The 25,389-nt window shown below is 68.5% G+C and carries 25 protein-coding genes; 10 read left to right on the forward strand and 15 right to left on the reverse strand.

The features are described from left to right. Positions 1-131: 131 nt before the first annotated feature. Complete coding sequence (locus SK571_RS10020; protein ID WP_319983747.1) at positions 132-764, forward strand: hypothetical protein; 633 nt, start codon at positions 132-134, stop codon at positions 762-764. 3 nt (positions 765-767) lie between these two features. Beyond that, positions 768-1,871 (forward strand): RES domain-containing protein, encoded by a 1,104-nt coding sequence (locus tag SK571_RS10025; protein WP_319983748.1) that lies wholly within the window; start codon positions 768-770, stop codon positions 1,869-1,871. A gap of 36 nt (positions 1,872-1,907) precedes the next feature. Here the strand turns inward: SK571_RS10025 and SK571_RS10030 are convergent, their stop codons facing one another. Genes SK571_RS10030 through SK571_RS10050 form a run of 5 tightly spaced genes read right to left on the reverse strand, consistent with a single transcriptional unit; the run spans position 1,908 to position 7,672 of the window. Then, on the reverse strand, positions 1,908-3,275 hold the full coding sequence (locus SK571_RS10030; RefSeq protein ID WP_319983749.1) for a cellulose binding domain-containing protein: 1,368 nt from the start codon (positions 3,273-3,275) through the stop codon (positions 1,908-1,910). Then, positions 3,260-4,681: a beta-N-acetylhexosaminidase gene (locus tag SK571_RS10035; protein WP_319983750.1), complete on the reverse strand. Its 1,422-nt coding sequence runs from the start codon at positions 4,679-4,681 to the stop codon at positions 3,260-3,262. Before SK571_RS10035 ends, SK571_RS10030 begins: the two co-directional genes overlap by 16 nt. Continuing rightward, a complete protein-coding gene (locus tag SK571_RS10040; RefSeq protein WP_266037124.1) occupies positions 4,678-5,499 on the reverse strand; it encodes a carbohydrate ABC transporter permease in 822 nt (273 codons plus the stop codon). Before SK571_RS10040 ends, SK571_RS10035 begins: the two co-directional genes overlap by 4 nt. Continuing rightward, on the reverse strand, positions 5,496-6,440 hold the full coding sequence (locus SK571_RS10045) for a carbohydrate ABC transporter permease (protein WP_319983751.1): 945 nt from the start codon (positions 6,438-6,440) through the stop codon (positions 5,496-5,498). The genes SK571_RS10040 and SK571_RS10045 overlap by 4 nt, the downstream gene beginning before the upstream one ends. Further along, a complete protein-coding gene (locus tag SK571_RS10050; protein WP_319983752.1) occupies positions 6,437-7,672 on the reverse strand; it encodes an extracellular solute-binding protein in 1,236 nt (411 codons plus the stop codon). The genes SK571_RS10045 and SK571_RS10050 overlap by 4 nt, the downstream gene beginning before the upstream one ends. A gap of 179 nt (positions 7,673-7,851) precedes the next feature. Between SK571_RS10050 and SK571_RS10055 the strand changes: the two genes are divergently transcribed. Continuing rightward, a complete protein-coding gene (locus SK571_RS10055) occupies positions 7,852-8,613 on the forward strand; it encodes a GntR family transcriptional regulator (RefSeq protein ID WP_319983753.1) in 762 nt (253 codons plus the stop codon). On the opposite strand, the gene SK571_RS10060 is transcribed toward SK571_RS10055, so the two are convergent. After that, the gene (locus tag SK571_RS10060; RefSeq protein WP_319983754.1) at positions 8,614-10,311 is read right to left on the reverse strand and encodes a cation:proton antiporter; all 1,698 of its coding nucleotides are present in this window, start codon (positions 10,309-10,311) and stop codon (positions 8,614-8,616) included. A 51-nt stretch (positions 10,312-10,362) separates the two neighbouring features. Continuing rightward, entirely contained in the window at positions 10,363-11,976 is a 1,614-nt protein-coding gene (locus SK571_RS10065) for a purine-cytosine permease family protein (protein ID WP_319983755.1), read from the reverse strand. A 78-nt stretch (positions 11,977-12,054) separates the two neighbouring features. Between SK571_RS10065 and SK571_RS10070 the strand changes: the two genes are divergently transcribed. Then, complete coding sequence (locus SK571_RS10070; RefSeq protein ID WP_319983756.1) at positions 12,055-12,522, forward strand: hypothetical protein; 468 nt, start codon at positions 12,055-12,057, stop codon at positions 12,520-12,522. A gap of 351 nt (positions 12,523-12,873) precedes the next feature. Here SK571_RS10070 and SK571_RS10075 read toward each other — a convergent pair whose 3' ends face one another. Beyond that, positions 12,874-14,847 carry a WD40 repeat domain-containing serine/threonine protein kinase gene (locus tag SK571_RS10075; RefSeq protein WP_319983757.1) on the reverse strand — a complete coding sequence of 658 codons (1,974 nt, stop codon included), beginning with the start codon at positions 14,845-14,847 and terminating at the stop codon, positions 12,874-12,876. A 123-nt stretch (positions 14,848-14,970) separates the two neighbouring features. Continuing rightward, positions 14,971-15,597, reverse strand: a complete 627-nt coding sequence (locus SK571_RS10080) for a class I SAM-dependent methyltransferase (RefSeq protein WP_319983758.1) — start codon at positions 15,595-15,597, stop codon at positions 14,971-14,973. A 70-nt stretch (positions 15,598-15,667) separates the two neighbouring features. On the opposite strand from SK571_RS10080, the gene SK571_RS10085 reads away from it, so the two are divergent. Then, complete coding sequence (locus SK571_RS10085; RefSeq protein ID WP_319983759.1) at positions 15,668-16,588, forward strand: AraC family transcriptional regulator; 921 nt, start codon at positions 15,668-15,670, stop codon at positions 16,586-16,588. Positions 16,589-16,662: 74 nt separating this feature from the next. Then, entirely contained in the window at positions 16,663-17,148 is a 486-nt protein-coding gene (locus tag SK571_RS10090; RefSeq protein WP_406601961.1) for a GtrA family protein, read from the forward strand. 27 nt (positions 17,149-17,175) lie between these two features. On the opposite strand, the gene SK571_RS10095 is transcribed toward SK571_RS10090, so the two are convergent. Next, positions 17,176-18,414 carry an RNA-guided endonuclease InsQ/TnpB family protein gene (locus SK571_RS10095; protein WP_319983760.1) on the reverse strand — a complete coding sequence of 413 codons (1,239 nt, stop codon included), beginning with the start codon at positions 18,412-18,414 and terminating at the stop codon, positions 17,176-17,178. A gap of 386 nt (positions 18,415-18,800) precedes the next feature. Beyond that, on the reverse strand, positions 18,801-19,157 hold the full coding sequence (locus SK571_RS10100) for a VOC family protein (protein WP_319984023.1): 357 nt from the start codon (positions 19,155-19,157) through the stop codon (positions 18,801-18,803). Positions 19,158-19,374: 217 nt separating this feature from the next. Here SK571_RS10100 and SK571_RS10105 point away from each other — a divergent pair, with 217 nt between their 5' ends. The 3 genes from SK571_RS10105 to SK571_RS10115 are packed head-to-tail and all read left to right on the forward strand — an operon-like array spanning position 19,375 to position 21,192. Then, positions 19,375-20,223, forward strand: coding sequence for a lytic polysaccharide monooxygenase (locus tag SK571_RS10105; RefSeq protein ID WP_319983761.1), 849 nt, complete (start codon positions 19,375-19,377; stop codon positions 20,221-20,223). Next, the gene (locus SK571_RS10110; RefSeq protein WP_319983762.1) at positions 20,223-20,756 is read left to right on the forward strand and encodes a DUF305 domain-containing protein; all 534 of its coding nucleotides are present in this window, start codon (positions 20,223-20,225) and stop codon (positions 20,754-20,756) included. Before SK571_RS10105 ends, SK571_RS10110 begins: the two co-directional genes overlap by 1 nt. 34 nt (positions 20,757-20,790) lie before the next feature. Continuing rightward, positions 20,791-21,192, forward strand: a complete 402-nt coding sequence (locus SK571_RS10115) for a PRC-barrel domain containing protein (protein ID WP_319983763.1) — start codon at positions 20,791-20,793, stop codon at positions 21,190-21,192. Here SK571_RS10115 and vanX read toward each other — a convergent pair. The 4 genes from vanX to SK571_RS10135 all read right to left on the reverse strand — a co-directional run bounded on the left by vanX (position 21,189) and on the right by SK571_RS10135 (position 24,450). Next, the gene (vanX, locus tag SK571_RS10120; protein ID WP_319983764.1) at positions 21,189-21,788 is read right to left on the reverse strand and encodes a D-Ala-D-Ala dipeptidase VanX; all 600 of its coding nucleotides are present in this window, start codon (positions 21,786-21,788) and stop codon (positions 21,189-21,191) included. The two genes, SK571_RS10115 and vanX, sit on opposite strands and share 4 nt — an antisense overlap. After that, positions 21,785-22,783: a D-alanine--D-alanine ligase family protein gene (locus SK571_RS10125; RefSeq protein ID WP_319983765.1), complete on the reverse strand. Its 999-nt coding sequence runs from the start codon at positions 22,781-22,783 to the stop codon at positions 21,785-21,787. Before SK571_RS10125 ends, vanX begins: the two co-directional genes overlap by 4 nt. Further along, entirely contained in the window at positions 22,780-23,742 is a 963-nt protein-coding gene (locus SK571_RS10130; protein WP_319983766.1) for a D-isomer specific 2-hydroxyacid dehydrogenase family protein, read from the reverse strand. Before SK571_RS10130 ends, SK571_RS10125 begins: the two co-directional genes overlap by 4 nt. A 69-nt stretch (positions 23,743-23,811) precedes the next feature. Further along, complete coding sequence (locus tag SK571_RS10135) at positions 23,812-24,450, reverse strand: TetR/AcrR family transcriptional regulator (RefSeq protein ID WP_319983767.1); 639 nt, start codon at positions 24,448-24,450, stop codon at positions 23,812-23,814. 134 nt (positions 24,451-24,584) lie between these two features. Here SK571_RS10135 and SK571_RS10140 point away from each other — a divergent pair, with 134 nt between their 5' ends. Continuing rightward, positions 24,585-25,388: an SDR family NAD(P)-dependent oxidoreductase gene (locus SK571_RS10140; protein WP_319983768.1), complete on the forward strand. Its 804-nt coding sequence runs from the start codon at positions 24,585-24,587 to the stop codon at positions 25,386-25,388. Position 25,389: the final 1 nt, after the last annotated feature.

The raw sequence follows: 25,389 nt of genomic DNA on the forward strand, positions 1-25,389 counted from the left end.
CGGACGGAGAACGAAACTACGTGCGGTTCCGCGCATTTCCCGGGCACGACAATCAAATGTCCTGTTTCTGACCAAATTTTCCCGGTTCGGCCGGGGCAGAATGTCCCCTCTACGGAACGGGAGTGGTGCCCGTGGCGGTGCAGCACATCATCGACGCGCTCGTGAAGGACTGGAACAGGGTCACCGACCTGCTCGGAAGCGACGGGCGCGCCCGGTTGCGCGGTCTTGTCGACGCGTTGCGGTCCGCTCGGAACGCCGATGAACGAGCAGCCGTCGCGCACGCGCTCACCCGCCTGCTCGGTGAGCTCCTGCCGCACGACGACCCGGTTTTCACCGATGCCGGAGTGCGTTATTCCAACCCGGGACAAGTACGCGAACTGGACCGCCTCCTGGTCGCGATCTCGGGCGACGCCCAGTTGTACGGACGCCCGCGCAGCGCAAAAGAACGCATTCTCACCCACGAATGGGAATCGGCGTCCGACCTGCGCGAGCGCGGGCACGCGCCGGACGCGTTCGGGGTGATCAAACTCCACCGCGACGACGGCAGCGCGTCCGTGCCGCTGTTCCAGTTCGACGAGTCGGGCGCACCGCTGGAGGTCGTGTTGCGGGTGAACTGGTTGCTGCGCGCACACGAGGACCCGTGGGGCGCCGCGGACTGGTGGTTCAGCGTCAACGCCTGGCTCACCGAGCCTCCGTTCGAACTGATCGGACGCAGGCCGGACGAGCTGCTGGTGGCCGCCGCGGTCGCGATGGCGGAGGGCTGAGCCGTGCCCGACATCCCTCCCCCGCCGAGACTCACCGGCACCCCGGTCCGCGAGACCGTCCCGGCCGGACGGACCTTCTACCGCGTCCATTCCGCCGCGCTGAGCCCGTTGATCTTCGATCCGCAGCACAGCGGCGCGTTCGGCGGCGGCCGGTTCGACGCGTGCGCGGGCGCCTCCCACCGCACGATGTGCATGTCCGCGGCACCGGAGACGGCGATCGCGGAACGGTTCCTGCGCGAGTTCGCGGTCACCCGCGGCGTCCAGCGCGTCCTGCCCGGGGTGGCGCTCGCCGGTCAGGTGCTGAGCGAGGTCCGCACCACCAGCCCGCTCGACCTGATCCGCCTGTACTCGGCGCAGGACCTCGCTCAGACACACCAGGACACCTGGCTGACGACGACCACTCCGGACAGGTTCCCCGCGACCCGGCAGTGGGCGGCATGGCTGCACGACCAGGTGCCGTGGGCGGACGGGATTCTCTGGCAGTCGATCGCGGACATGCCCAGGGAGACCGTCGTGCTGTTCGACGATCGGTGCACCGCACCACCGGACTCCGGCGTGCAGCGCGCGCTCGACTCCCCGATCCACCTGCCGTGGCTCACCGACCAGCTCAAGCCGTACGGCGTGGAGATCGACCCGCCTCTGCCGTCCTCGCCGAGGTTCTTCATCAACTTCCGCACCGGCGACGCGGAGGCCGTTCCCGAGCTGCTGCACCGGGAACTCGTCCGCCGGCTCGGGGAGAAGGCGGTGTTCTACGACGTTCGGTCGATGAGACCTGGTCTGGCGGACTTCGCCGATGCGCTCGAACAGAACGTGCGCAACTGCGAGACGGTGATCGCGGTCGTCGGCCGGCGCTGGGAACACCAGACGAACAACGACGGCGCGCGGTTCCTGGAGGATCCGGGGGACTGGGTGCGCAAGGAGCTGATCCTCGCGCACCAGACCGGCAAGAAGGTGGTGCCGGTGCTCGTCGGCCTGCGGTCCGCGCTCAGGACGGCGGCGCTGCCGGAGGAACTGCATTACCTCGCGAGCATTCAGGTCCACCACCTGCGCCGCGGATACGGCGACTTCGACATCGAGCAGCTGGTGAACGAACTGCTCCACGAGTGAAGGGGCGCCCCGAAGACCTTCGGGGCGCCCGTCCGGTCAGACGTTGTCGGTGTGCGTGACGCCCGCGGTGCGGTAGTCCTGCACCGCCGTCCTCACCTGGGCCGGGCTCAGCACCTGGTCCTTGGCGAAGTACACGTAGTCGACCTCCTGCTGGTAGGCGCGTTCGGCACTGCTGCCCTGCAGGCCGCCCGAGATGAACCACAGGTTGAAGTTGATCGACATCGGCGTCTCCGGGTAGTACTTGTCGCCGTGGTCGGCGACCAGGTTGCCGTCGATGTAGTACTTCACCCGGCCGTTCGCGACCTGGAAGACGAGGTCGTGCCAGCCGTTGTAGCTCTGGCGCTGTTCGTTGTGGATGTTGTCGGCGACCCACGGTTCGTTCTGGTAGGTCTCCCAGGTGGTCTCGTACATGACGTTGGCCGGCTCGCCCCAGCCGCCGTTGGGCAGGTACTCGAAGTCGATCTCGCCGTAGTTCGGGGCCATCGGCGCGTCGAGCGGGGTGATGGTGAAGAACGTCTGCACGACGTGGTCGCCGTCCGGGCCGAAGATCGGCGCGTCGCTGAACTTCACCCTGGAGGCGTAGGTGCCCTCGAAGAACTTGCGCTGGTGCAACATCTCCGTCTGCTTCGCGGCGGAGCCGTTGTTCCACGAGTCGAGGCGCATGACCTTCTGGCCGTCGACCGTCGGGAACGTGACGCGCGAGGCGTCCCATTCGGCGCCGGGGACACCGGGGCCGCCTCCGCCGGAGCGGACGGTCCAGCCGCGCTGGCTGATCCGCGAGTCGCTCGAGCTGGTGTAGGCGAAGTCGTCGAACAGCTTGGGGCCGTTGGGGTTCGGCGCCGTCGTCGTGGTGGTCGTGGTGGTGGGCGGGCTGCCGCCGGGCGGGGTGCCCCACAGCAGCGTGCCGCCGCGGTGGACGGTCACCCTGTTCCACGCCGAGTAGGTGCTCTCACCGCGGAACGAGTAGTCGTCGGTCTGGGTGATCGGGCCCCAGTTGGTGCGGTAGAAGCGGAGCTGCAGGTCGCCGGAGTCGGCGCCGGGGTTCAGCGTGCCGGCACCGGAGGTGAAGCCGACCTCCAGGTAGCGGTCGGCCGGGCCGCCGGTCAGGGTGCCGAACTGGCCGGTCACGTTGCCGCAGCCGCGCACGGCCCACGAGCAGGCGAACCGGTAGCCGACGTCCGGGGTGTCGCTCTTGAAGTAGTAGCGGATCTTCACGTCGGACAGCGGCACGCTCGTGGTGCCCGAGTTGACCAGCTTGAACCACGGTTCGGCCTGGTCGGTGGTCGCGCCGGACGCGCTGGTCCGGTACTGGGCGGTGATCGCGTCGGCGGCGAACGCGTTCGGTGCGACGGCCAGCGCGGCCACCGCCAGTGCCGCGCAGGACGCGGCTAGGAGTGCTCGCAACGTTCTCTCCTCATTTCGGCAGGGACGGACAGGGCGGCGAGCCTGGACGAGTGGAGGCGCATCCGGGTGGTGAAGCCCTCCCACTCGGGGCGCTGGGACCAGAGGGTGTCGGCCAGCGCGGCAAGACGGGGAAATGCCAGGTATTCGAGGTGGTCGCGGGAGCGGACGTGCTCGGTCCACAGCTGGCACTGGGCGCCGAGCACGCCGTCGGGCAGCGGCACGTGGTAGACGTCGCGGGCCGTCACGACGAACCCGGGCTGGCCGGGTGGTTCGTGCGGGCCGTCCGACTGCGGGTAGTCGAGGTAGGTGGAGGTGTGCGGGGCCATCACGACGGGCTGACCCCGGTCCAGTGCCTTGGCGGCCTGGGTCTCGTCCTTCCACGGCATGAGGACGGAGCGGGGGTCTCCGGTCGGTTCCCACGCGGCCGTGACGCGGCCCCGGTCGAGCAGGTACTTGCCCGCCTGGCGGAGGAACCGGCCGTGCACGTCCTCCGGCAGCAGGCACTCGTCGCCGCCGAGGTGGACGTGCTCGCCGGGGAACACCTCCAGCACCTCGGCCAGCACCTCCCGGACGAAGCCCATCGCGTGCATCCCGAACGCCGCGTCGCTGATGCCCCAACGGGTCCAGACGGGCAGTGCTCCGGGCGCGATGCCCAGGTCGGGAAAGGCGGCCAGATCGGGATAGGCGGCCAGCGCGGCGCGGGCGTGGCCGGGCATCTCGATCTCCGGCATGATCCGGATGCCGCGCTCGGCCGCGTGCGCGACCAGTCCTTCCAGCTCGGTGCGGGTGTAGGTGCCGCCGTGCGGGACGCCGTCACCGTTGGTCTCGGTGCGCCAGCCGCCGATCGAGGTCAGCAGCGGGTGCGCGGGCACCGGCATGCGCCAGCCCTGGTCGTCGGTCAGGTGCAGGTGCAGGACGTTGAGCTTGTGGAACGCCATCAGGTCGATGAACCTGCGCAGCACGTGCACCGGCTGGAAGTGCCGGGCCACGTCGAGCATGAACCCGCGCCACGGCAGCCTGGGCAGGTCGCGGATGTCGACGCCGGGCAGCGTCCAGTCCACATCGGACGTCCTGCTCGACCGGAGTGCCTCCACCGGGAGGAGCTGCCGGATGGACTGCACGCCGTGCGCCAGACCGTTCGGCGTGCCGGCGCGCAGGAGGACGCCGTGTTCGTTGACCGTGAGCGCGTAGCCCTCCGCGCCGAGACCGACGAGCTTGGCGTCCAGGGCGATGACGATCTGGCCGTGGTCGGCGATCGGCAGCGGGAGTCCGGTGGCGGGCCTGAGCAGAGCGCGCAGGAGTCTCGCCGCGGGCTCGGCGCCGGGCGTGACGCGCACGCTCGTGCCGCAGTCCAGCGTGAACCCCCTGCTGCGGCGCACGATCCTGGCCGGGAGTGGAACGATCACCCTTTCACCGCCCCTCCGACGATGCCGGTGGTGACCCGGCCCTGCAACACGATGAAGATCAGCAGCACCGGCAGCATGAACAGCGTCGACGCGGCCATGGTGGCCCCCCAGTCGGTGCCGAAGGTGTTGTTGAACGAGGACAGCCAGACCGGCAGCGTGCGGTCGTCCTGGTCCTTGATGATCAGCACGTTGGCGAAGGCGAACTCGTTCCACGCGGTGATGAACCCGAACAGCGAGGTCGCCAGCAGACCCGGTGCGAGCAGAGGGAACACGACCTTGCGGAACGCCTGCCCGCGCGTGCAGCCGTCGACCTGAGCGGCTTCCTCCAGGTCGACCGGGATGGCGGCGAGGAACCCGCGCAGCGTCACGATCGTGAACGGCAGCGTCATCATGAAGTAGACGAGCGTGAGGATCCAGAGCGTGTCGAGCATGCCGGTGTCCCTGGCGATCACGTAGATCGGGATGAGCAGCGCCTCCCACGGCGTCATCTGCGCGACGAACACCATCAGCACGAACGCCCTGCGGCCCTTCCACCGCAGCCGCGCGATCGCGAACGCCGCGAGCAGGGCGACCAGCAGCGCGAGCACCACCGCACCGCCCGCGACCAGGAGACTGTTGCGCCAGAACGAGAAGAACCCCTTCGCGGCGATCGCCGTGCCGAAGTGGTCGAACGTGATCGGCACGGGCAGGAACGTCGGTGTCGCGCTCTGGATGTCCTTGGTGGGCTTGAAGGCGGTGAGCACCATCCAGTAGACGGGGAACACCGAGAGGACGAACACGACGAGCGCCGCCGTGGTGCGCGAGATCCGGCCGATCATGCTTCCCGCTCCTGCCGGTAGAGCTGGCGGAAGTACGCCAGCAACGCGAGCACGAGCAGCACCACCATGAGCATCGACACGGCCGCGCCGAGGTCGTAGCGCTGCAACGACTGCGCGACCTGGAAGGCGTAGACCGGCAGCGTCGTCGTGGCCTGGCCGGGACCGCCCTGGCTGATCACCCAGATCTGCACGAACGCCTTGACGACCCAGATCACCTCCAGGCACGTGATGAGCCCGAACATGGCGCGCAGCAGGGGGAACGTGATGGTCGAGAACACCCGCCACGCGCCGGCGCCGTCGATGCGCGCGGACTCGTACAGCTCCTGCGGCACGGTGATCATCGCCGCGTACAGCGACAGCGCGGCGAACGGGATCGACTGCCAGACGATCAGCGTCACGAGGATCCCGAACGTCGCCTCGCCGTCCGCGAACCACGTGTAGTCGCGGTACTCCTCGAAGCCCAGCGCGACCAGCGCCCAGTTCACGACGCCGAGCCGGGACTGGAAGAGCCACTGGAACACCGTGGTCGCCGCGATGATCGGAGTCGCCCAGGTGAGCACGAGCCCGCCCATCACGAGGAGCCTGAGCCACTTGCCGAGGCGCACGAGCAACAGCGCGACCAGCGTGGACAGCACCATGATCAGCACGACGTTGATCGCGGTGAACCACAGCGTCCGCCTGACCACAGCCCAGAACTCGGGGTCGGACAGCACCTTCACGTAGTTCGCGAGACCGACGAACTTCGCGTCGCCGCGCACCAGCTGCGGCAGCCCGAACTCCTGCAGCGAGATGATCACGTTGCGGACCAACGGGTACAGCAGCAGGTACGCGGTGGTGAGCAGGGTGGGAGCGATCAGGAGGTACGGCAGGACGGGTCGTTCGCGGCGCTTCGGCGGGGCCGGTGCGGTGTCCTGCACCGGCCTCTCGGCGAGGAGCGTCATTTGCCGGAGTTGAGGGCTTGGGTGATCACTTCGTCGGCCTTCGCCGCGGCTGTCCGGGGGTCGGCGCCGGTGAGGACCGAGGTCTGGAACTCCTTGATCGGGTTGCGGGCCTCGACCGCCGCCCAGTTCGGCGAGTTCGGCGTGGCGAACCCGTTGGCCGCACCGGCCGCCATCGCCGCCGTGCCGGGGTCACCGCCCACCGAGGACGCGAGCGACTTGCGGTTCGGCACGTAGTTCATCGCCTTCGCGAGCTCCACCTGCCACTTCTCGCCGGCGAGCGCCTTGACGACCTCGTACGCGCCGTCCTGGCGTGAGGACGCCAGCGGCACGATCAGGTCGGAGCCGCCGGTGAACACCGCGCCGGGCTTGTCCGCCGTCTTGCCGGGGATCGGGAAGAAGCCGATCTTGCCCTGCAGCGCCGGGTTGGCCTTCGTGACGAGCTTTGCCGCGCCGGGCACCGCGATGAACTGCGCGACCTTGCCGCCCGCCACTACGTCAGTCTGCTGCGGCTTGGCCTCGTCGGAGTCCTTCGGACCGTCGCCGAGCGCCTGGAGCTGCTTGTAGAAGTCCATGCCCGCCAACGCTTCCGGCGTGTTCAGCGAGCCCTTCCACCTGTCGCCGTCCTGCCGCGCCAGGTCGCCGCCCTCGTCCCAGACGAACCCGGACAGCGTGTACCAGTTCTGGCCGGGCAGGTAGATGCCCTGCTGGTCACCCTGGTCGAGCTTGGTGGTGGCGGCGAGCCACTCCTCGCGCGTCTTCGGGGGCGTGACCTGGGCCGCCTCGAACAGGTCCTTTCGGTAGATCACGACCCGGTTGGCCGCGTAGAAGGGGATCCCGAACTGCTTCCCGTCCACCGCGCCGGGCTCGCTCAGTCCGGGAATCCAGTCGTCGCCCTGCAGTTCCGCCTTCTTGGCGGACAGGTCGGTGACACCCTTGCTGGCCACGTACTGGGCGACCTGCGTGTTGCCGACCTCGATCACGTCGGGCGGATCAGTGCTGGCCAGAGCACTGGTCACCTTCTGCGTGATGCCGTTCCACTCCTGGATCTGGATCAACAGGTCGAGGTTCGCGTGCTCACGTTCGAACTCGCTCTCGAACTTCGACACGAACTCCTCGGTGGCCGTGTCCTTCATGAGCCACACGGTGATCTCCTGCTTCTCACCTCCGCCGGCGGACGAACCGCAGGCGGACAGCGTGAGCGCCAGGACGAGTAAGGCAGCGGAGCGCGACACGACTCACCTCTCGCTGGGATGTGACCAATTGGTCAGGTCCGATGGGAGTGGGTAGAAAGTGGCATAGACCACTTCTCAGGTCAATCCCCTGGTTGGATCCGTGGGAGCGCTCTCGATCTTCGTCAGGCTGGTTACTTACCAGTGGTATGCCATACTGGCCGCCGACCGAGCGGAGGGGCATGGCCGAAGCGATCCTCAAGCGCGAGCAGGTCCGCGACTACCTGCTCGAGCTCATCGAGACCCACCCGGCGGGTGCCCCGATCCCCGCCGAACGCGTGCTGTGCCAGCAGCTCTCGGTCTCGCGCCCCACCGTCCGCTCGGCCGTGGAGGAACTCGTCAACACCGGCCTGCTCGTCCGCCAGCACGGCCGGGGCACCTTCGTGGCGCGCGCCAAGATCACCCAGGAGATGGTCTCCGACACGGGATCCATGTCCCTGCCCCAGGCCTCGGGGACCTGGTCGTCGCGCGTGCTCGAACACGCCCGCATCGCCGCCGGCGCCAGGGTGGGCCGCCGCCTGAACCTCTCCCCCGCCGCCGAGATCCACTACATCGCCCGCCTGCGCCTGGTCGACGGCGAGCCGATGGCGCTGGAGCACCTGCACGTGCCGGCCGCGGTGGCGCCGGCGCTCACGTTGCACGACATGGAGTCCGGCGACTTCTACGAACGGCTGCGCGAGCACGGCGTCCACGTTTCCGAGGCCGTGCAGTCGATCGAGCCCACCGTGGTCAACGACTCGGAGGCCTCGCTGCTCGGTGTTCCCGTGCTGGCACCGGCTTTGCTGTTCGAGCGGCTGACCACGGACGCCGAGGGCCGGCAGGTCGAGTACGTGCACTCGATCTACCGCGGCGACCGGTACCGGATCGTCTCGCGGCTGACGCTCGGGGCCTCGCCGCGCAACGCCGTGGACGTGCAGGCACGGGTCAGCGGCAACCCGTTCTGATCACATGAAGCGAGTGCTCTGCCGGTCGACGAAGTTCTGGGCCTTCTCCAGGGTGTGCGAGGCGTAGGTACCGCTGGCACGCGCGTCCAGCAGCGCGTTCTGCTGTGCGTCCGCCATCATCCGCTGCAGCTCGAAACGTTGGTGCATCGACTCGTCGGCGTCCTGCTCGGTGAGCTTCTTCTCGATGCCCTCGCTCATCGCGATGATCCGCTCCAGTGTCTGCTCCAGCAGGTGCTCGTCGAACGGCTCCCCGTTCTCGCGGCACAACGTCGAGCTCTCCAGCAGTGTCCGGCTCGCCGTCACCAGCTCACCCGCCAGCCGGGCGTACTCGCGGCGTTCGTGGTCCTCGTCGTTGCCGCGGATGCCCAGCCACCTGATCACCAGCGGCAACGAGCCGCCCTGCACGACCAGCGTGAGGATCGCGACGGTGAACGCGATCAGGATCAGCTCGGAGCGGTACGGCAGGTCCTCTGGCAGCGTCTGCGCCGCCGCCACCGTCACCACGCCACGCATCCCCGACCAGGCGAGCACCGCGCCACCGCGCCAGCTGAGGCCCTCGCTCGCGTAGAACGCCACGTCGGCCTGCTTGCGTTGCAGCATCCGGATTCCGCGGTCGTACCGCTTCTCCTCACCGGGCGCCGGACCTCGCGCGGTGAAGCGGTCCACAAAGGACTCCAGCTTGCCGGTGAACGCGTCCGCGCGGCGTTGCTGGCGGCGCAGCAGGGCGATCACCGGGATGGTGAACGCCACGCGCAGCACGACCAGCGCCACCGTGGCCAGCACACCGAGCACGAGCGCCCGCGTCACCTCGTCGTCCGCCACGGCACCGATGACGGACGTCAGCTCGAAGCCCATCAGCAGGAAGACGCCGTTCTCCAGCAACAGCTGGATGGTGCGCCAGTTCGTGCGCTCGGAGATGCGGTCGTGCGCGGTGAACCTGCGCGCGCTCTGGTGTCCGGTGATCAGCCCCGCCACGACGACGGCGATCACGCCCGACGCGTGCACCTCCTCGGCCGGGATGAACGCCAGGAACGGCACCACGTAGGAAATCGCGGTCGTGAGCACCGGCTGACCCTGGATCCGCGCCCGCGCCCACACCGACACGATGCCGACGGCGGCGCCGATCGCGACGCCCGCAGCCACGGCGTAGGCGAAGTCGCCCACTGCGCTGCCGAACGACACGCTGGCGGTGATCGCGACGATGGCCGTGCGCAGCAGCACGAGCGCGGTCGCGTCGTTGACCAGCCCCTCGCCTTCGAGGATCGTGACGAGGCGGGGTGGCAGGCCGAGCTTCTTGCCGATCGACGTGGCGGCGACCGCGTCCGGCGGGCTGATCACCGCGCCGAGCGCGAGCGCGGCGGCGAATCCGATCTCCGGCAGCAGCCACCAGATCAGCAGGCCGGTTCCGAACGCGGACACGACCACGAGCAGCACCGACAGCGCTCCGATGGTCGCGAAGTTGCGCCTGAAGTCGACCACCGGCACGTTCACCGCCGCCGAGTACAGGATCGGCGGCAGCACGACCACCAGGATCCACTCGGGTTCGACGAACAGGTGCGGCGCGCCCGGCAGCTGACTGCAGCCCATGCCGACGAGCACGAGGAGCACGGGTGCGGCCACGCCCAGCTTGGGCGCGACGTACGACACCACCACGATGATCAGCACGGCCGCGACGGCGAGCAAGGCCCATTCCTGCATGACGTGCAGTTTGTCCGATCGGGACGGACCTCGCCCGCGCAGCCACGCCGGTCAGGAGGCGGGGAGCACGTGCTGCCCGTCACGGTCGGTGCTCAGGCACAGCGAGCAGATCTCACCGCCGAGCGCGCTGGCCGTCATGTCCGGCCGCTCGTACGACTCCCCGCACACCACGCAGTCGTACCGCCTCGCGCTCGGGTTGCCGTCCTCGTCGAGCATCGGCTCCGCGATGCCGTCGTCGGTGCGGCGCAGGTAGAACCGGCCGCGCGTGAGGACCGCGAGCAGCGGCGTCAGCACGATCGGGATGCCGACCGCGACCAGCGGCGAGTACGGCTGGACCGCCGCGCCGAACAGTCCGAAGTAGACCGAGATGGAGAGGATCGACGAGGCGAGGAACGACCCGACGCCGACCGGGTTCACCGCGAACAGCATGCCGCGGCGGAACTCCGGCTGCTTCGGCGACAGCTTCAGCAGGTACTTGTTGATCGCGATGTCCGCCGCGACCGTGACCACCCACGCCATCGCGCAGTTCGAGTAGAAGCTCAGCAGGTTGTTCAGGAAGCTGAACATGTCCGCTTCCATCAGCACCAGTGCGATCGCGAGGTTGACCAGCACGAACACCAGCCGTCCCGGGTAGTGCCTCGTGACGCGGGTGAAGGAGTTCGTCCACGCCAGCGACCCCGAGTAGGCGTTGGTGACGTTGATCTTCACCTGGCTCAGCACCACGAGCACCAGTGCCAGCGGCACCACCAGCCAGGCCGGCATGAACTGCTTGAACACCCCGGTGAACTGCTCGATCGGCTCCACCGCCGCGACCTTGCCGACGGCGTCGAGCACGTAGACCGCCATGAACGCGCCGATCGCCTGCTTGAGCGCCCCGAACACCACCCAGCCCGGACCGGCCATGATCATCGACGTCCACCACGCCCGCCGGTTCTCGGCGGTGCGCGGCGGCATGAACCGCAGGTAGTCGATCTGCTCGCCGATCTGCCCCATCAACGACAGGCAGACGCCCGCGCCGAGCATGACCGCCGCGGTGTTCACGCCGCTGTCGCCGTACGCGAGCCAGCGGCCCACCGAGTCCGGGTCCGCGATCACCAGGTAGAGCAGCGGCGCCACCATCAGCAGCAGCCACAACGGGTTCGTCCAGCTCTGCAGCTTCGCGAGCACCCTCATCCCGTAGATCACCAGCGGGATGATCACCAGTGTCGACGCGAGGTACCCCAGCCACAGCGGCAGGCCCAGCGCGTACCGCAGGCCCTGCGCCATGATCGAGCCTTCGAGCGCGAAGAAGATGAAGGTGAAGCTCGCGAAGATCACACTGGTGATCACCGAGCCGTAGTAGCCGAACCCGGACCCGCGGGTGATCAGGTCGAGGTCGATGTTGTACCGCGCCGCGTAGTAGGCCAGCGGGAACCCGGTCACGAAGATGACGATCGCCGCGAACCCGATGGCCAGCAGGGCGTTGCCCGTACCGTGCGCGAGACCGATGCCCGCGCCGATGGAGAAGTCCGCCATGTAGGCGATGCCGCCCAGCGCGGACGCCCCGACGACGGCGGGCGTCCAGCGCCGGTACGTCCTGGGCGCGAACCGAAGGGTGTAGTCCTCGAGCGTCTCTTTGGACGCCACAGGAGCCGGAGCGCGCTCCACAACCTCGTCAAGGGTCATGGACCTCGACGCTAGGAAGTCCGCGTTTCAGCGGATCACACCGCTTGTGACGGGCCGATGACGCTATGTTCACCCGTCATGGATGATCTCGTGACGTTCATGAAGCAACGCAGGCTCGCCGACGAAGAAGCCGCCGAGACGTGGGCCGTGCGGGCCGCGACCATCTCGGAGTGGGCGCGCAAGGTCGTGGCCCTGCTGACGAACCACCAGATCCCCGCCGAGCACACGCTGCACGACACGGTCGGTGGCCAGAAGGTGCGGATCGCGTCCGGATGGATCCTGCTGGCCGCCAGGACCCCGAGCGCGACCCACCCCGGAGTGTTCAAGGAGGCCGGGATCTTCCTGACCCCGGCCGCGGAACTGTGGCAGTACGACAACGAGTGGCCGACGGCAGCCCGGCTCACCGCGACCATTCCCGCGTTCAGGACGCCGGACGGCGCCGTCATGCGGGCCCGCTGCGAGTGGATCCTCGACAACGTCATCGAGGCGTTCGCGGACACACTGGAACGTCACGGCATCGACGTCTTCGAGCTGGAAGGGCTCTAGTAGAGCGTCGCGGCTAACTCTTGGATTAGTGACGAGCGGGAGGGACGCCGGCAGGTGGCCGGGCTTCGATCATGAAGATCGCGCTCTCATGGCTGTCACCTGCACGGTTGGCGGTACTTGAGGTGATCAGCAAACGATTGCGCCGGCAGTTTTCTGCCGCCAACTCGGCGGCAAATGTGCGTGAGAGCGCGACCATTCGGGGCTTTCGGTAACGAGCGACCACACCGCCCAGCCCTCTGCCCTGCTCAACGGAGCACAACTTAGCCGCGACGCTCTACTAGTGCCGCGACCGGCAGCCTTTGCCCCGTGTTTCGGCGGTCAGACGGGCGCATCGTGGTGCCGGTCGCGGCACTAGCTCTCCAGGCTCCAGATCCGCACGGACTTGTCGTCACCACCGGCCGCGATCCGCTTGCCGTCCGGCGAGAACGCCACCGTCTGGATCTGGCCACCCGCACCGATCACCGTGGCGCGGATCTTCTTGGACGCCACGTCCCACAGCTGCACGAAGTTGCCCTGTCCCCAGGCCGCGACCGTCTTGCCGTCCGGGTGGAACAGCGCGCTCGAGAGGGTGAGGCCGTCGTCGGCGCGCGGGAACACCGCCTTGCTCTGGCCGGACTGCACGTCCCAGAGCTGCATGCTGTTCCTGCCGTCGCCGTCGACGACCGCCAGGGTCCTGCCGTCGGGCGAGAACGAGCCGCCGTCGCCGGTCGAGTCGTTGACGGTCTTGACCGTCTTGCCCGTCGCGGGGTCGACGATCTTGATCTCCTGGTACTTGCTGCCCGCGTAGGCGAGCAGCTTGCCGTCCGGGCTGAACGACAGCTCGCTGCTGCCCCGCGCCTCGGTCAGGCCGATCTTGACCTTGCGGGTCGCCACGTCCCAGACCAGCAGGCGGCCGGTGTGGGTGATGCCGACCAGCGTCTTGCCGTCCGGGTGGAAGCGCAGGGTCTTCATGATGGAACGGCTGTCGTCCAGGCCGCCGATCATCGAGCGGTCGGCGATGTTCCACAGGTACGTGGTGAAGTCGCCGGTGCGGTTGCCGCCCGCCGCGAGGGTCTTGCCGTCCGGGCTGATCGCCACCGCGCACGCCGACGCGCCGCCGGGGCCGTCCGGGTTCTGGACGGTGCCGATGAGCTTGTTCGTCGTGGTGTCCCAGATGCGGACGAGGGCACCTCCGTCACCCAGGCCGTCCTCGGCGCTGGCGAGGATCCTGCCGTCCGGGCTCCACGCGACCGACGACACCGATTCCTTGTGGTCGACCAGCTGGACGTGCTCGGTGAACTCCTGCGGACGTCCCGGCTCGGTCACCTGCGAGGTCGTCGACTGCTCGGAGCCGCCCTCCTTGTTCGAGGCCGCCTTGTTGTCACCGGTGGACGGCAGCTGCGCCGCCTCGCCGTCGTTCTTCCTGGAACCGAGCCACCACGCGGTGCCGCCGCCGACCGCCACGACCGCGCCGACCCCGGCCAGCAGCGCCGTGCGTCTGCTGACGCCCGACTTAGCCGGCACGGGCAGCACGACGGGCACGCCGGCGAGCATCGCGAGCGCCTGGTCGACCGTCGCGCGGTCGGCGGGGTTCTTGCACAGCAGGGCACCGAGCAGCGACGCGAGGTGCCCGGCGCGCCGCGGGGGCGGTGGGTCCTGGGTGAGCAGCATCGACAGGGTCGTCATGAAGTCCTGGCCCTGGTACGGCGGCCTGCCCTCGACGGCGGCGTACAGGGTCGCGCCGAGCGACCACAGGTCCGTGGCCGGGGTGATCGGCGCGCCGGTGCCCTGCTCGGGCGCCATGTACGCGGGCGTGCCGACGATGGAGCCGTCGGTGGTGAGCGGGACGTCGCCGGTGAGCCTGGCGATGCCGAAGTCGGTGATCACGACCCGGTCGCCGGACAGCAACACGTTGGCGGGCTTGAGATCGCGGTGCACGATCCCCGCCTGGTGCGCCACCCTCAGCGCGCTCAGCATCGACGTGGCGATGTACGCGACCTGGTCCGGCGGCAGCGCGCCGTGCGACCTGATGGCGTCGGAGAGCGATCCGCCGCGGACGAACTCCATCACGATCATCGGGGTGCCGTTGTACTCGACCACGTCGTGCACGGTGACGATGCCGGGGTGGTTGAGCTGACCGGCGAGCTGTGCCTCACGCATGGCGCGCTGGCACAGCAACGCCCGCTGCTGCGCGTCGAGCCCGGCGGGCAGCAGCAGTTCCTTGATGGCCACCTCACGGCCGATGACCTCGTCACGGCCGAGCCACACCCGGCCCATGCCGCCGGTGCCGATCACCTGAACGAGCCGGTAGCGCTGCGCCACCAGACTTCCCGTCGCATCTGTCACGGCACGCAGCCTAGATGGGGGAACACGCTCCCATGACGATAACCGGCAAGTTCGCAATCCATTGAAACTGTTGGCAGCAAAGCAACATCATGCGCACTCAATCGGTCGACAATGGACTTGTCCCTAGTGGACCTTCGCGACCTCGATCCCCACTGTGCCGAACATCCGCAGCTTCCGCATCCTGGTCGGTTCGGTGGTGAGCCCGGCCGCCGCGATCCGCTTCGGCACGGCGTCGCCGACGTTGTCGCGCAGGTGGTCCTTCGTCGGCCCGTGGTCGTGGAACACGGCGTCGGCGAGCACCAGCACCCCGCCCGGCCGCAGCACGCGGCGGACCTCGGCGAGCATCTCGTCCTTCGACGGGGTGTCGAGGTGGTGCAGCATCAGGCTGGAGAACACGACGTCGAACGAGGCGTCCGGGAACGCCAGCTCCTGCGCGAACCCCTTGTCCAGCTTCGCCCGCAGGCCCGCACGACGCAGTTTGCGCTCCGCCCGCGCCAGCATCTTCAGGTCCGGATCTACGCCGAACAGTTCGACGTCCCGATGACGTTTTCCGGTGGCCCGCAACAGGTTTCCGGTGCCGCAGCCGACGTCCAGCACGCGCTGCCCGCTGCGCAGCCCGGCCGACGTGACCATCTCGTCGTGCACGCCGGCGAGCCCGGAGACCAGGTGCACCACTTCGTAGAGGGGCAGGAGGTAGTGCTTGCCCATTCCTGGCAGGTAGTCCCGCTCCTGGGACGATACTTCGGTCATGCTTTGATTCTGACTGCTGCCAGGGCAGTATTTCTGTGCCGATCCACGGTTTGAATGGGACGATTCGACGGTGCGAACCCAGCGGACACCCCTCCACGGCGACGAGCCCGCGCAGTACGCCTGGCGGCCGGCTCCCGGCGAGCTCTCGGTGGCGGTCGTCCCGCTCGGGCACGGCGCGGACTTCGACGGCGCGCACGAGGCCCACTCCCACGACTTCCCCGGCATCGCCTACTTCGAGACGGCCGGCGGCGTGGTCCGCCACGGCCGGCAGGTCAGGCAGGTCGAGGCCGGCGACCTGTTCGTCATCGCGCCCGGCGACGTGATGGGCCAGGCCCGCAGCGACGACCTCCTCGGCGCCCGCGGCTGGGGCGTCTTCTTCACCGCCGACGCGCTCGGCCCCGAGACTCCCGGCGCACACCTGGCGTGGCGCACGCATCCGCTGCTGTTCCCGTTCGTCCACGGCCGCGCGACCGGCGCGTTGCGGCTCAAGGTCCCCCAGGACCACCGCGACGGGTGGACCGCTCGCATCGAGGCGCTGCACGACGAACTGCGGCACCGCGGCGACGGCTACCGCGAGGCCGTGCCGGCGCACCTGACACTGCTGCTGGTCGCGGTGTCGAGGCTGGCCGCGGACGTCGTCGGCGACCTGCGCGAGAACGCCGAACCGCTGCTGGCCGAGGTGTTCGACGTGATCGAACGGCGCTACCCGGAACCGTTGTCGCTGCGCGAGGTCGCCGCCGCGGTCAGCATCTCCCCCGGCCACCTCACCTCGACGGTGCGCAGGCGGACCGGCCGCACGGTGCAGGAGTGGATCACCGAGCGCCGGATGGTCCAGGCGCGACGGCTGCTGGCGGTGACGGACCTGCCGGTCGGCGACATCGGGCGGCAGGTGGGCTTCTCGGACGCGGGCTACTTCGCGCGGACGTTCGGCAAGCTGCACGGGATGAGCCCCACGCGTTGGCGGCGGTTCAACCACCTGAACGCCAGCTGAACTCCTGCGGACGGCCTGTCGATCACCGGGCTTTTCGTCGTATTCGTCCCTCTGCGCCGTGGCACTGTCGGACCATGACCGGCGGGACGCCCACGATGAACGACAAAGACCTCGGCACGAGGTTCCACGACCTGATGGAAGTCGTGGTGAGGCGGCTGCCGTTCGGCCTGTCCCGCGTCGTGGCGCCGAGCCTGCTCGGGTTCGCCCTGATCAACGGGTTCACGTTCGGCGTCGACCTGCTGCTGCTCACCGCGTTCCGCAGCGGCCTCGGCCTGCCGGTGCCGCTCGCGTTCACGATCGCCTACGTGCTCGCGTTCGGCCTGAGCTTCGTGCTCAACCGGGCGCTGAACTTCCGCTCGCACGCGCCGGTCGGACCGCAGGCGGGCCTGTACGCCGTCGCGATCCTGATCAACTACCTGGCGTTCATCCTCGGCGTCGGCAGCGCGCTGACCGAGATCGGCCTGCAGTACCACCTGTCCCGGATCGTCGCCGGCGCGTGCGAGGCCGCGTTCATGTACAGCGTGATGCGCTGGATCATCTTCCGCGACGCGAAGGACTGACCTACTGCAGTTGACATCCTCTCCGTCCTAAAGAGCGGCGGAGATTCTCTCCACGCTGCGCGTGGACCGCGCGGCGTCTGAGTGGGTTACCGCTTCGCGGCGCGGTGCCAGCACGGATGCTGGTCTTACCTGCGCTCCACGGTCGTTTGAGTTGTCCGCCTGCCCGGCGGCCAACACGTTCCTGGCGGCGTTGATGTCCCGGTCGTGGACGCTGCCGCACCGGCACGTCCACGACCGCACGGACAGCGGTTTCGGCCCATCGACCCGCCCACACTCCGAGCAGGTCTGCGAGGTCGGCAGCCACCGGTCGATCCGGGCGAAGGCACGTCCGTACCGGTCCGCCTTGTACTGCAGCATGCCGGTGAAACCAGCCCACCCGGCGTCGTGCACGGACTTCGCGAGCCTGGTGCGGCCCAGGCCGGCCACGCACAGGTCCTCGACGTAGACCGCTTGGTTGTCGCGGATGATCGCCGTGGACAGCTTGTGCTGCCAGTCCCGCCGCGTGTCGGCCACCCTCGCGTGCGCGCGAGCAACCTTGACGACGGCTTTCTTGCGGTTGTTCGAGCCCTTGACCTTGCGGCTCAGCGACTTCTGCGACCGCGCCAGCCTGCGCGCCGCCTGGCGCAGGAACCTCGGCGCCGCCACCTTCGTGCCATCCGAGAGCACCGCGAAATGCGTCAGACCCAGATCGATACCGACCTCGGACTCTGCCGCCGGCATTATCTCGTCCTGCTTCGTCATGACGACGAACGAGGCGAAATACCGGCCGGTCGCATCCCTCACGATCGTCACCGAGGACGGTTCAGCAGGCAGCTCACGCGACCAGCGCACCGCGAGGTCACCGATCTTCGGCAACCGCAACCGCCCGTTGCCCAGCACCACGAACCGGGCGTTGCGGGTCAACCGGATGGCCTGCCGGTTGTCCTTGCGGGACCGGAACCGGGGCGGGGCTACCTTGCGGCCCTTGCGTTTGCCCGTGACCGAGGCGAAGAAGTTGCGGTACGCGTTGTTCAGATCCGCCAGCGCCTGCTGCAACACCACCGCCGACACCTCACCCAGCCACGCCCGCTCTGGCGTCGCCTTGGCCAGGGTGATGACCTGCTTGGACAACTCTCCGTCCGACAGGTACCGCTGGTCATTCTCACGGGCCGTCTGGCGTGCGCGCAGCGCATCGTTGAACACCACCCGCGCACAACCGAACGCCCGCGCCAGCGCGTGCTGCTGGGCGGGCGTCGGGTAGACGCGGAAGTTGTACCGCAGCTGCACAACCCGATCCTATTCGACTGGTTTCATGGCCGACACACCGTGTTGCCGCGCTTCACCCGCACCTGGTTGTCGTGACCATGCCCGGCACACACTGTTCGGCAATCGGCAACCGACCAGGCCGGAAGAGATCACCCGAGCGGTCCACACCAGCACATCAAACAGCGGAATCCAGTGCACGCACGGCCGTGACCGGCTTCCCGCGCGGGCCTTCACCACCGGGCTGAAGCACGGCGCACTAGCCCGCATCACCGGCAGCCTCCGACCTCGCCGACCGAGCGGGCGGGGACGTCCTCCGCGTTCTTGCCCTGCGGCCGGCCGACTGGCGCCGCCGCAGCAGGTCCCAGCACTGGTCGAGGACCCGTCTCGAAGCAGCTGATCTCCCGACTCTACGACGATCTGGCGGCGTCCGCCCCGGCCTGCGGCAGCGCCGCCAGCGACAGGCTGTTGCCGTCCGGATCCAGCACCTCGACGTGCCGCACCCCGTTGGAGTACGTCTCGACGGGCTCGTGCCGGACCCCGTGAGCGGCGAGCCGTTCCAGCGCCCCCTCGAACTCGCTCAGCGCCACGCCGAACGTGACCATCGACCCGCCCACGCGTGACGACCGCACGTCACGGGCGTCGAGCACGATGTACGCGTTCTCCCCCACCTGCCAGAGGTGTTCCTCGCCGATGATCTCGTCCGCCTCGCGGCCGAAGAACACCCCGTACCACTCCAGCGACCTCACCAGGTCGCTCACACACATCACGCTGTGCAGGTCCACGCGATCCACCCTCTCCACATCGTCCTGGAGGGATGGACCAGCGACGCGCTCCGAACTCATCGCACCAAGGGCGATTCGTCCGCTTGGTCCAAGCGACTGGTTCAACCAATTGTTTACCCTTGTGAACAGGGCCGCCGACCCGTCACGCGAACCACCTCCTCATGGAAGTGGTCGCCACCTCCGCCTGCCAGGAGGCGTTGTGAAGACACGTGCTCGGCTAGCCCTAGCAAGCCTCTCCGCCACCACCGCGGTCGTCGTCGCGTTCATCGTGCCCACGACGCCCGCGATCGCCCACGGCACGATGTCCGATCCGGCCAGCCGGGTCTACACGTGCAAGAACGAGGGCCCGGAGACGCCGAAGTCCGACGCGTGCAAGGCGGCCGTGGCCGCCGGTGGCACGCAGGCCTTCTACGACTGGAACGAGGTCTCGCTGCTCGAAGCCGGCGGGCGCCACCGTCAGCTCATCCCGGACGGCAAGCTCTGCAGCGCGGGCCGCGACAAGTACCGCGGTCTCGACCTGCAACGCGCCGACTGGCCCGCCAAGCGGGTCTCGCCCGGACCGCTGACCGTGACCTACCACGCGTCGGCACCGCACTCGAACAGCAACTTCGAGTTCTACATCACCAGGGACGGCTGGAGTCCGACGCAGCCGCTGCGCTGGTCGGACCTCGTGCACATCCAGACGTTCAACGGCCAGAACCCCAGCACGTTCACGAACTGGACGCTGAACCTCCCGAACCGCTCGGGCCGCCACGTCCTCTACTCGATCTGGCAGCGCGTGGTGGGCAGCAACGAGGCGTTCTACACGTGCTCGGACGTCGACTTCGGCGGCGGCACCACCACCCCGCCGACCACCACCACGACCCAGCCGCCGACCACCACGACCACCACCCAACCGCCGGTGAGCGGGACGTGGGCCGCGGGCAGGACCTACTCGATCGGCAACCGCGTCACCTACAACGGCGTGAACTACGAGTGCCAGCTCGCGCACACCGCGATCGCCGGCTGGGAACCGCCGGCCACGCCGGCCCTGTGGCGACGCCTCTGATGCGGTTCTTCTTGCTGGCGCTCGCCTTCGTGGTGTCCGGCTGCGCGGCCACGCAGCCGGACACCGTGTTGCGCGGCGATCCGCTGGACGTGATGTTCCTGCAGATGATGCTGCCCCATCATCAGCAGGGAGTGGAGATGGTCGCCCTCGCGCAGGACCGGGCGCAGAACGAGGAACTGCGCATGCTGGCGGCCGCGATCGCGCAGACCCAGGCGGCCGAGGCCGACACGATGAAGGGCTGGCTGACGGCGTGGGGTGAACCGCTGACGGCGCCGCCGGACTCGCACACGGGCCACGGCGGCATGCGGCAGTCCGATCCCGAGGAGGTCGCGAGGCTGACCGCGTTGCGCGGTGCGGAGTTCGACCAACGCCTGCTCAACGTCATGATCGCCCACCAGGACGACGCCGTGCAGATGGCGCGGTGGGAGACGAGCAGTGGTGCCGACTCGGAGGTGAAGGACCTCGCGGACCGGATCGAGAAGTCCCGCACCGCGCAGATCGGCATGATGAAGAAGTTCCTCGACCGGGCGTAGCGGGGTACCCCGTGGCGGACCGAAGGAGGCCGACATGCAACCCGTCCCGTTCGTCCCTTGGGTGTGGCGTGATCCGTCGTGGACCGATGAGCCGGACCAGGACCAGGACCTCGCGGATCGCCCCGACACCGGCCTGATCGGCTACGAGGTCGAAGCCACCGACGGTGGTATCGGCAAGATCGACCAGGACAACGCCAAGGTGCCGCACGACTGTCTGATGGTCGACACCGGCCCGTGGATCTTCGGCCGCAAGGTCGTGCTCCCGGTCGGCACCGTGCGGCACGTGGACCACGCGGAACGCAAGGTCCACGTCGACCGCACGAAGGAGCAGATCAAGAACGCGCCGGAGTACGACCCGGACGACCACGACGACTACCGCAAGCGCACCGACGAGTACTACACCGACAGCTATCGGCTGATGCCACCGATGCTCTAGCCGATCGGGAAGTCGAAGTACGTGTCCGGATAGGGCTCGTCGATCAGCGTGTAGTGCCACCACTCGCTGTCGTAGCGGCGGAACCCGCAGGCTTCCATGATCGAGCAGAGCTGCTGCCGGTTCGCCGCTGCGACTTCGCCGACCGCGGCACCGTGGTGCGAAATCGGGTCCATCAGGTCGTGGCCGCCGCCCATCGGGGCGAGCTCACCACTGTCCAGGTGGTAGAGCGTGAGGTCGACGGTGCTGCCGCGGCTGTGCCCCGACTTCGCGGCCACGTAACCCTGTCCGAACATCTCGGCCCTGGTGATGCGCGGGTGGTGGCGTGCCTTCGTGCGGCCGTCCTCGGGCTGTTCCGCCCAGCGCAGGAAGCAGTCGACGGCGCGTTGCGGGCGGTAGCCGTCCCACAGCAGGAGGCCGAGACCGAGCGACTCGGCCTTCTCGTGCGCCATCGTCAGGGCCGCGACCAACGCCTTCGTACCGACGATCCGGTTGACGAGGTAGCCGTCGACGGGCTTGCCGGTGAAGTTGTCCCACGTGGCGTACTTGGCGTCCCAGCGGATTCCGGGCACGTCCACGAAGACGAAGTCGGCGTTCACTGGAGCTTTCCCGTCAGCGCCAGCGACACCAGGCGGTCGATCACGTCACCGAGGGACAGCCCTGCGGCCGCCATCATCCGCGGGTAACGGCTGTAGGAGGTGAGACCGGGCATCGTGTTGACCTCGTTGAGGACCACCTTCCCGTCCGGCGTCAGGAACATGTCCACCCGCGCGAGACCCGAGCAGCCCAGCGCGCGGTAGACGACCTTCGCCGTCTCCTGGACCAGCGCACGCGCCTCCTCCGGGATGTCCGCGGGCACGATGAACGTCGAGTTCTCCGACCCGGCCTCGGGAGTGCTCTCCTGGTGTATCCGGAAGAAGCCGTGGGTCAGCGCGACCCGGTCCAGCTCGCCGACGACCAGGTCGTCCCCTGTGCCCAGGATCGAACAGCCGATCTCGCTGCCCGTCACGGCCTCCTCGATCACGACCTTCGAGTCGTACTGCCGGGCGACTTCCAGCGCGACGGGCAGTTCGTCCTCTGTGGACACCTTGGTGACGCCGAACGACGAGCCCGACCGGGCCGGTTTGACGAAGACCGGATAGGCGGGCGAGTCCGGTGTGCCGGTCCAGAACGCCGGCGTCGCGACTCCGGCGCTTCGAGCGACGACGTACGTGAGCGACTTGTCCATGCACAGCGCGGAACTCTGGACGTCGCACCCGATGTACGGGATGCCCGACAGCTCCAGCAGGCCCTGCACCGCGCCGTCCTCCCCCTGCCTGCCGTGCAGCACCGGGAACACGACGTCCAGGCCCATCGCCTCGAACCGGCCGTCGTCCAGGACGAGCAGTCCGCCGGGCGAGAGCACGACCGGGCGGCCGTCCTGGGCGGCCGGGCCCGCGCAGAGCTTCCAGTCGCCGCTGCGCGTGATCTTGATCCAGCACGGGTCGTACTTCGCGGGGTCGAGGTTCCGCGCGACCTCCCGCGCGGACTTCACCGAGACGGGATGTTCCTCGAACGTCCCGCCGAAGATGATCCCGATCTTCACCTTGGTCATTGCATTCCCCCGTTCGCGAAGCTCAGACAATTGATGAGGCTGTTTTCCACGGTGTCGCTCAGGGCGTGGTCCGTGTAATAGGCGGTGTGCGGAGTGATCAGCACGTTCGGCAATCTGCGCAGTCGCAGCAGCGCCTCGCTGTCGATGTCGCGAGCCCGGCAGTCGGTGTAGAAGATTCCTTCTTCACCTTCGATCACGTCCAGCGCCGCTCCGCCGAGACTGCCGTTTTCCAACGCCTCGACCAGGGCCTTGGTGTCGATGAGCGGGCCACGTCCTGTGTTGATGACGACCGCACCGTCTTTCATCAGCGCGATGCGATCGCGGTCGAGGAGGTGATGGGTTCCCGGGTTCAGCGGGGTGTGCAGGGTGACGACGTCGCTCACCCGCAGCAGTTCGTCCAGGGGCACGTAGTCGGCCGAATTGCGGGGCCGGCTGTCGTGAGCCAGCACGCCGCAGCCGAAGCCGCGCAGCCGGTCCATCACCGCCACGCCGATGCGGCCGGTGCCGATCACACCGATCGTCAGGTCGCGCAACTCCCTGCCGCGCACCGCGTTCAGGCGGTAGTCGTGCAGGTCGGCGCGCCGGAGGACGGACCTCACGTCGCGCACGACCATCAGCATCAGCATCACCGCGTAGTCGGCGACGCTGTCGGGCGAGTAGGCGATGTTCCCGACGGTGATGCCGAGGCTCTCGGCGTACTCCACGTCGATGTGGTCGAAGCCGACGCTCCTGGTGGAGATGTACCGGACCCCCACGCGGCCGAGCGCCAGAAGAGTGGAATCGGTGATTCGGGATTTGTGGCCGACGCTGACGCATTGGTTTCCGCGGGCCAGTTCGGCGTTGGCCTCGGACGCCGGTGCCTCGGTGATGGTCGGCGTCACACCGCAGCGGGGTGCCATTCTCCGGAACAGGACGGCCTCGTCCTGCTCGCACCCGTAAATCGTGATGCCTGTTGCCATGTCTCCCAGTCAAGGAGAAACGGCGTTGCGAGCCCGTATGCGGTTTTTGATATCTCCGCGATACGGCCGCTATTCGGCCTTGGACACCAGCAGGTCGATCACGGCGGGGAGATCGGCGCGCAACTGGGCCACGGCGTCGGCATTTCCGGTGAAGTGGTGCAGCAGTGCCCGCTGGAAGATGCCGTCGAGCGTCACGTAGGTGGTGCCCGGCGACGCGGCGGGCGTGCCGCCGAGGAGCTCGGCGTAGCGGTTGACGACCCGCCACACCATGTCCTCGCGGTGGCCGTCGATCTCCAGCACGTCGGCGCGGAACGACCCGTCGAACAGGCTCTGGTTGCGCAGGTCGTACCAGAGGCGGTGCAGCGGCGCGTCCCGGCCGAGGGTGTCGAAGAACATCGCCACGAACTCGGCGCGCAACTGCTCCGCCGTCGTCGACGTGGCCACGACCTCGTCGTCGCGCGTCACGCAGACGACCTCGTACTGGCGGACCGCCTCGGTGATCAGGTCGCGCTTGTCCTCGAAGTAGTAGTGCAGGACGCCGTGCGAGAACTCGGAGTTCTGCGCGATCTCCCGCAGGCTCGTGCGGGCGTAGCCCAGCTCGGCGAGCGTGTGCAGCGTCGCCACGGCGAGCTCGGTCCGCCGGGCGTCGAACTTGTCGACCTGCCGGCGGGCGAGGCGGTCCTGCTTGCGCGAAGCAACTTCTGTCACGCCTCGGATCGTAACGCTCACCGCGCCGAATCTTGACCATTCGTCCAAAAAATCTTGGACAGTCGTCAAAGAAAAACTTGACGACTGTCAAGGAGTGGCTAGGGCGTGAGCCATCTCACCTAGGAGGCGACTCAATGACGAGTTATCAGCTGAGCGGGCGGAAAGCGCTGGTCACCGGGGGTGCACGAGGGCTGGGCGCAGGCATGGCGCAGGCTCTCGCCGCGGCCGGGGCGTCGGTTCTGATCGGCGACGTCCTGGAGGACGAGGGCAAGCAGACCGCCCAGGCGCTGCGTGACTCGGGAGCGACGGCGAAGTTCGTGCCGCTGGACGTCACCGACGACGCGAGCTGGGCCTCAGCGGTGAGCACGGCAGTCGACGCGCTCGGCGGCCTCGACATCCTCGTGAACAACGCGGGCATCGAGATCACCAGCCTGATCACCGAGCTCGAGCCCGCCGACGTCCGCAGGATGCTGGACGTGAACGTCCTGGGCACCGCCCTCGGCATGAAGCACGGCCTGCGCGCGATGCGTCCGGGAGGAGCCGCGGGCAACGGCGGCTCGATCATCAGCGTCGCGTCCGTCGCGGCGACCATCGCCTTCCCCGGCATCAGTGTCTACTCGGCGACCAAGTCCGCGATCGACCGCCTGACCAGGGTCGCGGCCGCGGAGTCCGGCAAGCTCGGCTACGGCGTGCGGGTCAACTGCATCTACCCCGGCCTCACGCCCACCGCGATGGGCAACCAGCTGGCCGTCGACTGCGCTCAGCTGGGCCTCTTCCCCTCGGTCGAGGCCGCCGTCGGCGCGGTCGTGGAGCTCACGCCGCTCGGCCGGCTCGGGCAGGTCGACGACATGGCCGACGCCGTGGTGTTCCTCGCGTCCGACGCCTCCAAGTTCATCACCGGGGCGGGCCTCCCGGTCGACGGCGGCATGGGGATGTGAC

This window comes from Lentzea kristufekii, from assembly GCF_033949925.1.
Classification (GTDB): Bacteria; Actinomycetota; Actinomycetes; order Mycobacteriales; family Pseudonocardiaceae; genus Lentzea; species Lentzea kristufekii.